This window comes from Desulfonatronospira thiodismutans ASO3-1, assembly GCF_000174435.1.
Classification (GTDB): domain Bacteria; phylum Desulfobacterota; class Desulfovibrionia; order Desulfovibrionales; family Desulfonatronovibrionaceae; genus Desulfonatronospira; species Desulfonatronospira thiodismutans.
The window spans coordinates 633,653-647,551 of the sequence record NZ_ACJN02000002.1; the positions used below are offsets into that span (position 1 = coordinate 633,653).

At 48.9% G+C, this 13,899-nt stretch carries 8 protein-coding genes; 5 read left to right on the forward strand and 3 right to left on the reverse strand.

Translation table 11 applies throughout. From position 1 onward, the window contains the following. The first annotated feature begins 34 nt into the window (after positions 1–34). From DTHIO_RS09110 to DTHIO_RS09125, 3 genes are all read left to right on the forward strand, one after another. Complete coding sequence (locus tag DTHIO_RS09110; protein WP_008870018.1) at positions 35–1,294, forward strand: hypothetical protein; 1,260 nt, start codon at positions 35–37, stop codon at positions 1,292–1,294. A 509-nt stretch (positions 1,295–1,803) separates the two neighbouring features. Further along, positions 1,804–2,862 carry an ABC transporter substrate binding protein gene (locus DTHIO_RS09115; protein WP_008870019.1) on the forward strand — a complete coding sequence of 353 codons (1,059 nt, stop codon included), beginning with the start codon at positions 1,804–1,806 and terminating at the stop codon, positions 2,860–2,862. A gap of 490 nt (positions 2,863–3,352) precedes the next feature. Next, positions 3,353–5,389, forward strand: coding sequence for a hypothetical protein (locus tag DTHIO_RS09125; RefSeq protein ID WP_008870020.1), 2,037 nt, complete (start codon positions 3,353–3,355; stop codon positions 5,387–5,389). A gap of 184 nt (positions 5,390–5,573) precedes the next feature. Here the strand turns inward: DTHIO_RS09125 and DTHIO_RS09130 are convergent, their stop codons facing one another. The 3 genes from DTHIO_RS09130 to DTHIO_RS09140 form a co-directional block, all read right to left on the reverse strand. Further along, on the reverse strand, positions 5,574–5,819 hold the full coding sequence (locus DTHIO_RS09130; RefSeq protein ID WP_008870021.1) for a hypothetical protein: 246 nt from the start codon (positions 5,817–5,819) through the stop codon (positions 5,574–5,576). A 199-nt stretch (positions 5,820–6,018) separates the two neighbouring features. Then, positions 6,019–6,918 carry an ABC transporter substrate-binding protein gene (locus DTHIO_RS09135; protein WP_040418229.1) on the reverse strand — a complete coding sequence of 300 codons (900 nt, stop codon included), beginning with the start codon at positions 6,916–6,918 and terminating at the stop codon, positions 6,019–6,021. Positions 6,919–7,663: 745 nt separating this feature from the next. Next, a complete protein-coding gene (locus DTHIO_RS09140) occupies positions 7,664–9,874 on the reverse strand; it encodes a SulP family inorganic anion transporter (RefSeq protein ID WP_008870023.1) in 2,211 nt (736 codons plus the stop codon). Between the two features lie 233 nt (positions 9,875–10,107). On the opposite strand from DTHIO_RS09140, the gene DTHIO_RS09145 reads away from it, so the two are divergent. Both DTHIO_RS09145 and DTHIO_RS19770 read left to right on the forward strand, forming a co-directional pair. Continuing rightward, positions 10,108–11,766: a hypothetical protein gene (locus tag DTHIO_RS09145; protein ID WP_008870024.1), complete on the forward strand. Its 1,659-nt coding sequence runs from the start codon at positions 10,108–10,110 to the stop codon at positions 11,764–11,766. 257 nt (positions 11,767–12,023) lie between these two features. Then, a complete protein-coding gene (locus tag DTHIO_RS19770; protein ID WP_008870025.1) occupies positions 12,024–13,871 on the forward strand; it encodes an ExeA family protein in 1,848 nt (615 codons plus the stop codon). Positions 13,872–13,899 lie beyond the last annotated feature (28 nt).

The window sequence follows — 13,899 nt, forward strand, 5'->3', positions numbered from 1 at the left end:
ATTATGAATACCTGAAACTTCTGCCTGAGGATTTATGGACAAATACTTTTCTTTTCTGGACAATCAGATAAACGATCTTTTGCGTGTGGACATAGGCTTCAGCACCTGCCCGGCAGCGGATATTTATCCCCTGCAGCCCGAAGTAATGCAGGGATACCAGAAACGCCATGAGCTTATCCAAAAGTTTCAGGACATAACTTCTGATCTTTTCCTGGCCTCCCTGGCTCAAGAAGCCGACCCTGCCATTGCCGGGCTTATTATCAATGAACTGCCTCAAAGCTTTGGCTGGAACTGGCACAGAGAACTTCACGAGCGGGCCCGGGAAATGGAGATTTCACTGCAGCCCGCTTTTTTTCGCACCGATGAAGTTGTGCCTGGAAAAATCTCGGAAATTCAGAGCCCGGGGTCTTTGTGGTGCCAGTGCGAGCAGCTCTACTCTTTTTATGAGCATTTCAGCCAGGATTTTAAAGGAAAACCCGTTTTTCCCGGGTCCATGGCCGGGCAGTTCGCCAGGGACCTGAAGAAACACCTGGATGATCAGCCCCTGGTGCACCACCTCCTGGACAACGCCTCAGTCCAGTCCGGAATGCGCTTTTTCCTGCAGCGCACCAGGGATCACGGGGTCAGATATTTCGGTTACGACAAAGACGTAAGCGCCTATGACTGCAACTTTATCCGGGCCCATGCCTTTCACGGGCTCATGTCCGACAACTACTTCAAAACCCGTTTTGATGCCTGGCAAAACAAGAGGCTGCACTACGACCTGCCTCCGAGCATCGTCTTTGACGAAAAAATCCCCCTTATCTTCCCTTTCTGGGAAAAAACCAGGGATATGTACCCCGATGAAATCCGGGAGATCTTCCCTTATACTACCTTGGTGGACCCGGAAAACATTGTCCTGGAAGACGGGGAGCACATGGACATTCATGAATTTTTCCAGCTGCCCAGGAAAAGAAGGGATTATTTCCTCAAGTATGCCGGATGCGACCTGGACGCCAACTGGGGCAGCAAAGGGGTCTACTCCATGCAGGCCATGACCGGCAACACCGCCGAGCGGATAGAATCTTTGCTCACTGAAGGTTATAAGCACAACAGATACTGGATCCTGCAAAAAAGTTACTCAGTCAAAGAAGATATCGCCTACCTGGACAGGTCCAGTGGATTGCAGGAGACAACAGCCACTGCCAAGTACAGCGGATTTTACGGGCCGTCCGGGCTCATGGGTATCCTGGTCATGCACCGGCCTTTCTACAAAGTCCATGGGGCCGGGGATACCATAGTCAGTCTATGTTGAGAACTCATTGCCCTGAATTGACTAGACCTTGTCCGGGAGTATCTGTTTAGCGCTTTGCATGTGGCACGGCTTCCTGCCCGTAGGCATACAGCCCGGAGGGGGACTGACTCTCCCCGCACTGATTTTTCAGTAATAATCTTCATATCAGCTAAAAATAAGTGCGGGGGGTGGCTGTCCCCTGCTTTCCTTAAGGGATGTTCAAAATACCAATATGCCGTTTAGACCTAACCGTTGAAAGCCTGTTACAAAAAACAAGAATGTTAGACAGGATTAACAGGAGTGATTACCTTTTGGCCTGGCTTCCGGCCAGGACAAAAATATTTTTCTCTTAATCCATCTCTTAATCCAGTTAATCCTGTCAAAAAACTCTTATCTTTATTGTTGAGGATAAAGCATCACTATGTCGGTATATCAGTATTTTTCTAATCCCTAAAAGCGCTGAGCAGATACGTCAGGAAAACGATTTAAATTAACTGTAACATCATATTTTAAAATAATTGGAGCAGGTTATGCTAAAGTTTTTCAGGCTGCAGAACATGGCTTTTATCTGCCTGATCCTGGCCGGAATTCTTCTGGCCTCTCCGGCATTAGCGCAGGAGAAGAACTACCGGGTGGGCTATATCGAGGGAGGTTCGTACTGGCTTTTTTCAGACTCGCTGCAGGCTGTAAAGGATTCTTTGCAGGCCCGGGGATGGCTGGAAAAAATAGATTTCCCCGGGGATGCTCACTACAGCCCGGGTTGGGACAGGGACGAGCTCCTGGAACAAGAGGCCCGGGAGCTGATGCAAAGAGACGACCTGGACCTGGTCCTGGCAGCAGGCACTGATGCCACCCGGGCCATACTTGCGGCCAACAACCATGAAACACCCATTGTGGCCATGGCAGTCTCCGACCCTGTGGATTCGGGTTTTGTGCAAAGCACCCAGGACTCCGGTGTGGACAATTTTACTGTACGCCTGGATCCGGAAAGATATCCGCGCATGTTCGATATTTTCCACCAGATCGTGGAATTCGACCGGCTGGGGGTGATCTATCCGGACACCGAGAGCGGCAGGCAGTTTACAAACCTTGGTGCCGCCAGGCGGATAGCCGCTGAAAGGGGATTTGAACTCCTGGAATACGACAGAATCACTACAGAATCCGTCCAGGACTGCTTAGAAGGGATCAGGCACCTCCTGGATAAGGGCATGGATGCCTTTTTCATTCCCTCTCTTCTGGCCTTTGACTGGGAAAGCAGCGATGTGGATAAGATTCTTAGCTTTCTGCGGGAGCAGGGAATACCCACCTTTGCCAGAAACGGCTCCCGGGATGTGGAGGCCGGCGCTCTTATGGGCTTTTCAACCGTGGACTTCAGCAGGAGAGGCAACTTTCTGTCCCAAATGATAATTGATATCCTTGAAGGCAAAAAGCCCAGATCCCTGAACATGGTGGACAGAGGCGCACCCAAGATATCCTTCAACATCCAGGTAGCCAACGAAATAGGCTTCAACCCTCCCTTTGAGCTCCTGGCGGCCACGGACGAACTCTACCGCGAAATCTCCCTGCCTGAAGACAGGCTGGTGGAGTGATCAGGAAAACCGTTCAGATAGCTCACAAAGGTGCTTGATGGTAATCATTCAGGGGTTCCTCGGTATTGATTGCTGGCACCAGGCCCTGGGGACTGTCACCAGTCACGCCAGAGGCGTGATTCCGGCACCCCCTGAATGGTTAAGCTTGATGAACCGGCCTGGAGACTATGTAACTCAAACAAGTAACACCTGTTTTCAGGTTCAAAAAAAATAATGCACACCACAAAAAACTGTTCAACTATCCAGTTTTGAAATATGTTGCCAGAAATAGTGCACATCAACCCATCTTTCCGAGCCTAAAGGCTGTTTTGGTCTTCTGCGTCAGCTAACCCTTTGTATTTGTTGACTGCTCCTTTCGAGCCAGGCCACTTTAGTGCCCATAAATTTAAGCAGAAACACCTTAAACGTTCGAAATTTTTAATTTTACTGCATTCAATCGCGGAAAGATGGGTTAACAAATTGTGCAAATATCGCTTTGGAGGGTAGTGATATGTCGACTATCATGGAATATGGCCTTTGGATTGAAAGGACTCGTGTGGGGCTGAGTAGCCCGCGTTCGGCCCCCCTTAAAGAAGTGGACAAAGCCCTCAATGCTTATCACATGAACCCGAGTCAAGATAAGCTGGATAAACTTAAAAAAGCCCTGGACGACTGGAAGACATTTAAAAAAGATTGGAAAAATTCTAAACGTAACAAAGAACAGGTAGTGGAGCGTCTCACGGAGCAAATAGAAAAAGCCGTGTCGAACAAGCCATCTTCTCCTACAAAAGAGGAGCAGGAAATACATTCTCTTTTTGAAGCCCGGTGGCGGGATGCAGCGCAGATCATCTTCGGTAAAGCGGAACTCAGGTTTAAAAGCAAGTCCAACCTTGAAAAACTTCAGACAGCATATGGCCTGAAGAAAGATCTGCAGGAGGTCCACAAAGGGACAAAACATATCCAGGGATATAGGGAAAATACCAGTCAGTCGAATAATTCCTCACTTATTAGCCAGGAGTCGAGACATATTAGCCGGGAGTCGTTGATTTCAGAGGACATACCTTTAAGTGAGGAGGCCAGGAAAGTCTCAGCTGTAATGGGGAAACATGCCCAACAACTCAACGGCATTGAGATTCACGCTCTCAACACAATTGCTCCCCTTTTCGAGGGGGTTACAGATGAGATTGCCAAGGCGATAGGCGAACATATATTCACCAATTTGACATGGGAACTTTTAACGGGACTTACCCCATTTGTGGGTCATGTCGTCAGCGCAGGCAAAATGATCAATGGGGCTGTGAGTACTGCGATAGAGGCAAATCGGAGTTACTCGGCCGTTAAGCACATCTCGGCTTTTGCCCCTGGAGATCCTACTGAAGCTGCAAAAGCCATAAATATAGTTCTGGATCGAATAGTTAAGCGTGAGATCGAGAAGGCCGCCATACATACTGGCGAGTTTACTGCACGGAACGCCGCTTTTTTTGACGCCGGAGTAGCCAGTGGGCCTGTGATTGGCGGGGCCTGTGCGTTGGCAAGACTCATGCACAAGGTTTCCTATATAGTCAGGGACTACAATGAAATGAGGCTCACGAACGAATCTATTCGGGACCAAAAATTCGACACTGCCAGATTGTTCGACGAAAATCCTTTGCTTGGCTGTTTTTTTGTCAAACACGCGGAGACCAGCACTCTGGTTAACGTTCTTGTCTCCGAATACGGCACTACCGGAGCGAAATACGAGATTGAATTTCTTTGGAGAAACCACATAGACCCCATGAAAGTGCAGGCAACCAAAATCCTGGAGGAATCCCGTCTCGAACTATTGAACTACAACAAAGGAAAGCCGTTGACAGAAAAAGATATGTTGAATCGCGATATCAGGAAGGGGGTAAACCTCAAAAAAGTCAAGACTCGTGCGTCACAGGGATTTTCCCATGAAGCCAGGCATATGTCGGCCATCGGCAACTTCAAAAAGAGCCGGCTCAAACAGACTATGACCAGAGAGACCGACCCCTTGAAAAGGCAGCGAGAGGTACACGCCGCTCTCAAGGCCGTCGACAATCGCATTCTGCAGGCCACTTACTTTAACTCGACCGTTCTCAGCAGAGAATCCATGCCCACTGGCTTGAAAGACCTCAAGATGACCAATCAGTTTATTAACATGGAGGCGTGGAAAAAATTCAGCTATGGATCATTTTTCGGCAGGCGCACACCACCGACTGTGGCCGTGGACATGGCCCTGGAAGAATACAGGCAGCACACCATGGGCAACATGCAAAAGTTTGGATCCGTGGCTACAGCCAGCAGTCGAGCCGATATCCAAAGACGGTTAGAAATAATTCAGCAAAGACTTTTTTACCTTGGTAATATCCAGGATAAAATCGAGCGTTGGCTTGTTGTCAAAGACGAAAAGTCGAGTACAACGCGCCGCCCTTATATGATGCGGCTTCAACAAGCCCTGCTGCTGGAACAGAACGCATTAAACGATCTGAACGCGAAGTACTCGAACCTTCAAATCAGCGTTATTGAAACAGACCTTTTCACTTAGATTTAAAAAGGCCTTCTTAATACTGTACCAGTACTTAAATTTTGATACCCATGGCTGAAACTCTGTGCCTGGATAACATTTTAACCACCGCCATGATGCACTGTCCGGCCGTTGCCGGCCTGCATTGTTTCTCATGTCAGGGGATTTTGCCATTTTAACCCAGGAAAGCGGGCGAAATCAGATATCACCTGGCATCCTCGCCTTCCACCTGGGCCAGGAGTTCCTGGATATTGTCCAGGTTTCTTCCCTGCTTAAGCCCCATGGGTTGAGGCATGGTTGTGTAATCCTGCTGCAAAGCTGGCTTTTCCACTTCTCTTAGACCAGCTCTGAGGGCTTCATTGATCACAGTCTTAAATGGGATTTTACGCCGGGCGGCAAGAGCCCTTGCTTTTTCCAGGACATCGTTGTCTATGGCTAATGTTGTCCTCATACTGATGATGCTAAGACATCAAAACTATTTATGTCAAGGCATATTAAAATGATAGCCAGAGCCCAGGGCATTTCGCTTTGACTTCTTAACTGTGTCGCCCGGCTTGTCATTTTACGCAGAGCGCGATCCTCTCCCCTGCCCGGTCAAGGAAGGGCTGGGGGGATTGCTCATTCTCAAGAGCCACCTTCTTATAAAATTACTACTGAACAATCTCCGGAAAACGATCATACACCCTGTCCGCTGCCAGCATCAGGTCCAGGGGTAGGTCCACATTCATCTTCTCTGCGGAGCTGGTGTTGATGGTAATGTTTACTTCCCTGGGCTTTTCCACTGAAATATCTCCCGGCTTTTCCCCCTCAAGGATCCTTTTGGCCATGGCCCCGGTCTGCAGGCCCATACTGTGGTAATCTATGCTCAGGGAGGCCATGGCCCCTTCAGCCACGGAGCTGGGGTCTGCAGCATACAGGGGAACGTCATGCAAGGCACACAGTCGAGCCAGCATGGATACGTGCTGAACAACATAGTTGTCTGTAGAGATGTACAGGGCCTGCACCCTGTCCAGTATTCCCAGGGCTGCATCCTGTACATCGCCCCCGGGGCCGACAGGGGCCGTCAGCAGCTCCAGGCCGGAATCCCCTGCCATTTCCTGCAGTCTTTTTTTGATTAAGACCGCGTTTTGCTCGAATTCGGAAAACACAATGCCCAGTGTTGAAATCCCGGGATGCACCCAGGTAATCATATCCAACTGTTCGCGCACAGGGCTCATATCAGTAAGTCCGGTAACCCGTCCTCCGGGCTTGTGCATATCCGTTATAAGCCCTGCGCCAACCGGATCGGTGACCGCTGAAAAGACAATATCTACAGATTCCATTTTCCGGACAGCCTCCTGCGATGCCTGGGTACCCAGGGTAATTACCAGGTTGGGGTCAAGTTCGCTTATCTTTGATATATGATCCTTTTCATTTTTGCCTTCATCCTGCTCCCGGTTCATGAATACCTGGGTAAATTCGATGTTTACATCCTTATCTTGAAAGTGCTGGATGACCCCGGATGCTGCTTCATCCAGAGCCGGATGCCTGATGGAGTGCAGAATTGCCACCCTGAAGTCCTGCGCCCATGCAGAACTCAAGCCTTCAGGTAAGCCCACGGCATTAACAAGCAAGAATAATAAACCGGACAACAGATGAATTCGATTCAAGGTTCAGCTCACCTCCAGGACAACCTTAACGTAACCATTCAGGGGGTGCCATCAATCGCCACCGAGAATTGACGTGAGGCGTTACTCGCCAGCCGTGAGCGGCAGAGCCGCCCGCCTGTCCCGTGAAACAAACGTAGTTTCAGCGTAGCTGGTTTCACTGGGATGTGCAACGAAGTTGCCCGTGCCAAAAAAATCTTCTCTGGCACGGGAAGCCTTCAGGCTTCACACCCGACTAAAATGCGCTTCGCTGTCCTTCGGAATTTTAGCGGGCAGGCAGGTGCTCCGCACACACGGTTTTGAAGAACATAGATCCCCACAGGGCATTGCCCGCCTGGCAGAAAGGCAAATTGGCATATCTCCCCCTGAAGGGTTACACCTTAACAGATTTACAGCTCAGGGCCATTTCAACCGGGGACCCTCTAAATGGCTACAAACACCAAGCTTAAGACTACAGCGAAACTTATAAAATATAATATCTCAATTGGGGACAGGCACTTTTTCCGGTTGCAAATTTGCAATTCTTCGAAAATTCGGCAGCAAAAGAGCCAGTCCCCGGAGGTCAATCACCGATCATAAGTTTCGCTGTAGTGTTAATTATCCAGAATAAAATCAGGTTATGCTTGCGGAGCATATTTTAAGACGACAATTATTTGCAAGATGACCTGAGCAGGATGCTGTAGAACCTGGCTGCCATGTCCGGATCTTTTTCCTGCAGCAAGCCAATGTCTTCTGAGCTGAAATAATGCACCCTGGATGCAGACGATGCCCTGTAAAGATGCTTGCTTTCAACCTCTTCAAAAAGCCCCTTGAGGTTTACCACGTCACCAGGACCGTATTCCTGCTGCACAAGCTCTTCCTGCCCTTCCGGATCAGTCTTTACAACCCCGCCCAACTGGATCAGATATACACCCTTTAGTTTTTGTCCGGGCTGTATCAGGGCTTCGCCTTTTTCCAGGTGCATAACAATTGAGTAATCTTTAATATTCTCAACAACGTTCTCAATGGATTCCAGCTCTTCGAGGTTTTTGAGCATTTCATCGGCAACATCAGCAAAAAGCCTGGATCGTATATGGTCCTGGCTTCCCTGGTTAACTGCATCAAGGTATTGCTTGATAATTCTATCTTCACACCACTGCAGACCCTGGTTAAAATCATTAAAACTTATAAAATGCTCCTGATCCTGCATTCGAGCTGTATGGTTTTTGAGTTGATACAAAAACCAGGTAGAGGCCCCTGTAAAGACAACCCTTACACCACTACGATCAAGCCTGTTCAAAAGCCTTGCAAAGGCGCTTACAGATGAAATATCCACACCGCTTGTGTCTGAAAAGTCAATTATTGCATACAAGTCGTCAGAATAATCCTGTTGTGCAATCTTACTATCAATATCCTGAACCAGGGAATTGACAGAGCCAAAAAACAGGTATCCGGACAGCTCAAAAACTTTGATCCTGTCCCCCTGATCCATAAGTATTCTTTTGTGCGGCAGAGGTCTGGACCGGGGGCTCTGAACACTCGGGCCTGAAAATGAATTTTTCAGTACCGGTACCTGACTGAATCTGATTACAAAAAGAACAACAGACAGGAGAATCCCCAATACAACACCCTGGAAAAAGCCAAGCCAGGCAATCATCACCAGAATAGCCAGAACGATAAGGTAGTCGGTCCAGACCATCTTTTTTCTGGCCTCAATCACCCAGTCCCACAGAAAAAGCAGACCCAGGAGCATAAGCGCCCCTCCCAGAACTGCCTTGGGAAACAGGGCTATCAAAAAACCTCCCCAGGCAAGGGTCAGGGCCATTACTGCTGCCGCTGTCAGCCCGGCAAGACGGGTGTAAGCCCCTGTCTTGAACCCCATCATGGAAAGGCTCAGGGAACTGTATCCGGCAGGAGAACCGCTTAAGCCGCAAAGAAAATTGCCCAGGCTGTTGGACATGACTTCCCTGTTCATGTCAATTTCTCTGTTTGAAGCCAGCTCCACTCCGCTTACGTTTAGAATCAGCCCCATAAGGACTATAAATGGAATGGTCAGCAAGACAGGCAACTGGGCAAATACAGCCTGCCAGTTGATGCCGGACATTTCCTGCCAGGTGAATACAGGCCATAGGGCACCAGACTCCAGGGTATCAAAAAGAAGACCTGCTTCTCTGGCCTGGTCCAGAGAAAAGCCCGAAAACAGAAGAATAACGTGGAATAATACAGCACCCAGAACAAGTGTTGCCGGCAGCAGCGCGAAATGAGAAAATCTCCTCAAGAGCACGAAGAGAAGTACCGCCAGCGCCGTTCCCGGCAGCCAGAGCATTAAAAAAGAGGGAGTGAACAGATACCAGGGGTCAAGCAGATCAGGCCTTGAACCCAGCATGACTTCCAGGCTGCTGGAGCTGAGAATCCAGCCCGATCCAGCCAGAAAACCGCCTATGACCGGATAGGGAATATACCTGAAAAAATTGACCAGGCTGAAGCAGGCGATAATAAACAGAAAAAAACCGGTAAAAATACTGGAAATTATTAATCCGGCCACAATTGTCATGAACACGTCACCGGTCCCGGAGATGGTCTGTGCAGCCATCAGGGCTGCTCCCCCGGAAAATATCGCTGCCGGAGCATCCTGCGGCAGACTTATGCTGGATTTGAATGAAGAGGTAAGGGCCACGGCAATGCAGGCCAGCAAACCTCCCGTCAGGGTCAGCCCTACCCCCCTGACGGCCAGATGACTTACTTCCCCGGAAAAAATCATGGCTGCAAAGGATACCGCCAGTACTATACCCATAAGCCCTATAATCAATCCAATGCATAAAGCCGGAATGAGAGTGCCGGGTCTTAAATCATGGATAAGCTCCTGGAATAGACTGGTCATAACCGGTTCCTGGTAGTTCGGATTCAAATAAAAGGCTTAGCTCAGCCCTTATATACAAGCAGCAGCGCACAATCAGCTTGACAGGCACACAAATAAATGCAATACTATAAAAAGTCTATGAAAATGCACCCTTAGCCGCAAAAAGGTGATTATGCGTGACTTTAAGACTTTTAACTAAAGACGTTCTACACTCCTGCAGTGCTCAAACAGAATAAATCATAAAGGGAATTATTATGCGAATAGGCAACCCTTTTGACGGGCGACCCCTTGGATTCAAGAATTTCTCCGACTCACGTTTAGTCAAGAAAAGAGGTGAAAGCGCTCATCCGGTACTCGAAGTGGACAAGCAGGGTCACAAATGGTTCATAAAAAATTTGGACAGTGACCAGGAAGCACAGATCGAGTGCATGATCGGCGAGATTTACCGCTACCTCTTAGGACCTGAACAGCCCAAGATCCGCCTGGCGGATATAAACATCGTTGCCTCTGAAGGGGTAAACTTCACTTCCGTGAGAGACCTCATTGAAAAAGAACCCAATGTGTACGATAATTACCAGACTGCATTCTGCGAAAACATTGAAAGCTTTTTAATGCTGGCTTTTTCGTCCATCTTTTTCGAAGAAAACGATCTTTCTGACGCGAACTACGGTCTTGCCAAGAAGAACGGAAGATACGGAGGCTTTGTCAAGATTGACCATGGCCAGTCCTTGAACACCTTGCGCATCGTTGAAGAAAAAAGACGAAGTTCGTCTTTCAACTTCAAGAAACAAAATCTGGATCGGGCGGAAATCAAGTACTTCCCTCCCGTCAATCCCCGACCTTCTAAAGACTTAAGAAAAAAGAGCCAGAGATCATCGCTGGGACCGGTCTTTTATGGAAAAAGAAAGTATGAACTGACATACCAGTTTATGGACCGTGTCGTTCTGGATTTCGTTGATGGGCGTGTGGACAAGGACTACATTTTAAACCTGACCAACCAACCGTCAGCATCTCCATTTTACGACAACAGGCTTTTGGGCCTGATAGATCTTTTTGGAAAGGGCAAGTATGACATCATGGAGGTGAAAAAACACTATGCCCTGGCCAGGTTAGCATTTACTAATGATGCCGCATACTTTTTCATAGCTGAAAAGTCAACCGAGGCCTCCATTCAGCGTGTCCAGGCCATATTGAACCTGGTAAAGGAAAAAATCAGGGAGAACCGCAGAATTTTGATTCAAAACCTGATGCAGGACCCTGATTTTCTATGTTTTGCCCACGTTTACGGTTCAGAGGTCAAGAAAAAAATACGTGCATCCTGGAACGTTATGTTAAAAAAAAGAGATGGCAGGACAACATCGGATCGTTATCAAAAAGGAAACGCTGTTGATCCAGTAGACAGCACCAAGCTTGATATTGCGTCAACCCTGGGTGCACAGTACCTGATAAACCTTCGCAAACACCAGCACCTGCGGGTCAGGACCAACGAAAACGGAGTCGTCACCCATGAAAACATTGAGAGCTATGAATCCTTAGTGCACGCCAGAAGCAATGAGTTGATTGAGGGCCTGATTAACTTTATAGGTTCCCACAAATGGAACGTGGGTTTTGGTGGTGGAAAAACCGTGATGGTCAAGGGTCGCAAGATCAAAGTCCCGTCTCACGTTGCCAGTCTGGCTGATGTTCTTGATTTACATACCAAGACCAGTTATCGGACCTTAAGAACAGTCAAAGACGCAGCAGATATCATAACCGATGCCCACCACTCCTCCAGCAGGAGTCGAAAGGCTTCAACCACTCAGGCTTATTTTGCACTTTATACCCAGGTTGTCGAATATGTAAGAGACTTGAGGCATCAGGGTGTTACAGACGAAGCACTCAGGCACATCAACCCAGCATTGCTGAATATGTAGCCTGTGTGAAACCAAAAGACAGTAATAAACCAACCATTCGGGGCAGACTTTTGCTGTCTGGTGGACAAGCCATCGCAACACACTTCTGTACAAATCAAATAATTACAAACACGTAGTTTTGGGAACCTGCACAGGCAATATTGAAAGGGCAGTCTCACACGTCTCTATCCAGGAACCACCTTTAAGCCTTCCTGAAAGCTACAAAACATCCCTAAAAAAACTGCAAAAGGCCAGAACATAGCAACCCAGCGGCAGTTATGAATTACCAGAAATTTTTCGGCTTCAAGGAAGCTCCATTCCATCAAAGCCCTGATCCGGCTTACTACTTTTCCAGTGAAACCCACAGGGAAGCGTTGCAGCTCCTTGTGTACAGTATCAGAGCCGGCGAAGGTTTTGTCCAGGTCACTGGAGATCCTGGTACGGGCAAGACTATGCTCATCCGTACCATCCTCAGGGAACTGGGCGAGGATATGTGTGTGGCCCTGGTATTCAATCCAAGGCTTTCTCCTCAGGATTTGTTGAGAGCGCTTCTTGAGGACCTGGGCCATGATCCGGCCATGCTGGAGGAACTTACAAGAGAGACCATGCTGCGCCGGCTCAAGGCCTTTCTGCTGGAGCAGGCCAGTCAGGACAAACGGGTTCTGGTCATCATTGACGAGGCCCAGAACCTGCCTTTAGACACCTTAGAAGAGTTGCGGCTTCTTTCCAACTTAGAGAGGGACAAGGAAAAGCTGCTGCAGATTATGCTGGTGGGTCAAAGGGAGCTGGAGCAGAGGCTCGACCAGCCTGAGGTCAGAAATCTGCATCAGCGCATAACCATTCGTTACCGCATCAGGCGCTTAGGTCGCCAGGAAGTCCAGGCCTACATCCATCACCGCCTGCGCATAGCCGCCATGGATCAACGTGCTGTTCAGGTGCAGTTTGATGCCAGAGCTCTGCGGGCTATTTACAGATTCAGCCGGGGAATACCCAGGGTTGTCAACATCCTCTGCGAAAGAAGTCTTATGTCCGCCTACGTCGTGGGACGCAAAACCATTTACGTGGGCGATGTGAAAAAGGCTATGACCAGCATCAGTGGACGTCAGGATGAGTACGGTATTAAATTTTTCCTGAGGTCCAGGAAGCCGTCCGCTGCCCTGGTTACAGCGCTGCTGTTAGTGGTGCTTTTTGCCGGGTGGCTGCACAGACCGGAGATTGTGCAAACCCTGTCCTCTCTATGGGCGGAGCAGGAAACGCAGGTGGAAAAGACAAGAGAACCAGCCCCGGCCGGGGCCGATGACCCTGAAATAAATCTGGCGGCTCTGCACAGAGATACTTCTGCTTTCTGGAAGTCTCTGGAAACGGATAAGGCCGCAAAAGATGAATCCGATACCCTGCAAAATCCCCCTCAAGAGGTCTTTTCAGCTTCCCCGGGCAGCAGTTATGTAAGAGTGCTTACTGATGTCGGCCATTTGCAGGTATGGAAGAAGGACCAGGAAGGACATACTTTGTCATATTCCATGGAGATAGACTGGCCTTACGGGCAGGGAATCTTTCTCATGGGAAAGGACCCGGATCAGGGAGAGTACCTGTATAACTATTCTGGTATTATGGGGGAGAGCCCTTTCAGGAAAAAGTCGCCTTTCTTTAAGCATGTTGATCATCTGGTGCCGGGCAATGCCGTGCCTGTACTGGCTGTACAAAGCGAATACAACATAAATGACCTACACCTGGACAAGGCCGGGGAAGTCAAGCCGGTCTTCGAGGAGTTTCTGTCCGTGTGGCAGGACATGAGTGCAGATGACATGTTTGAACACTATGCCGGTGTCATAACCAGGCATTACCTGGATCAACCGGAACCTGACGTCGTTTTCAGGGAAGAAGCCCACCTGCGGCAGCAGAATATCTTCCACCGCAGCGGCTTTATTGAGCTGGAGGTGAACAGGCCGGTATTCATGCTTGACCCGCTGGACCCGGAAACGGTGATGGTCATATATCACCAGGAGTATCGATCAGCAATCTTGCAGGACGTGGGAACCAAAGTTTTCTTCTTCGCCCGGCAGGAAGATGCTGCAAAAGAACACCCCTGGAAGATAAAAGCCGAGATGTGGGTGAAGGGAAGTTAGCTGCAGCGTAACCATTCAAGGGGTGCCG

Excerpts from the sequence above, each read along its gene's own strand:
- DTHIO_RS09125 (WP_008870020.1), top strand. The coding sequence starts at position 3,353 with ATGTCGACTATCATGGAATATGGCCTTTGGATTGAAAGGACTCGTGTG.
- DTHIO_RS19770 (WP_008870025.1), top strand. The coding sequence starts at position 12,024 with ATGAATTACCAGAAATTTTTCGGCTTCAAGGAAGCTCCATTCCATCAA.
- DTHIO_RS09130 (WP_008870021.1), bottom strand. The coding sequence starts at position 5,819 with ATGAGGACAACATTAGCCATAGACAACGATGTCCTGGAAAAAGCAAGG.
- DTHIO_RS09140 (WP_008870023.1), bottom strand. The coding sequence starts at position 9,874 with ATGACCAGTCTATTCCAGGAGCTTATCCATGATTTAAGACCCGGCACT.
- DTHIO_RS09110 (WP_008870018.1), top strand. The coding sequence starts at position 35 with ATGGACAAATACTTTTCTTTTCTGGACAATCAGATAAACGATCTTTTG.
- DTHIO_RS09145 (WP_008870024.1), top strand. The coding sequence starts at position 10,108 with ATGCGAATAGGCAACCCTTTTGACGGGCGACCCCTTGGATTCAAGAAT.
- DTHIO_RS09115 (WP_008870019.1), top strand. The coding sequence starts at position 1,804 with ATGCTAAAGTTTTTCAGGCTGCAGAACATGGCTTTTATCTGCCTGATC.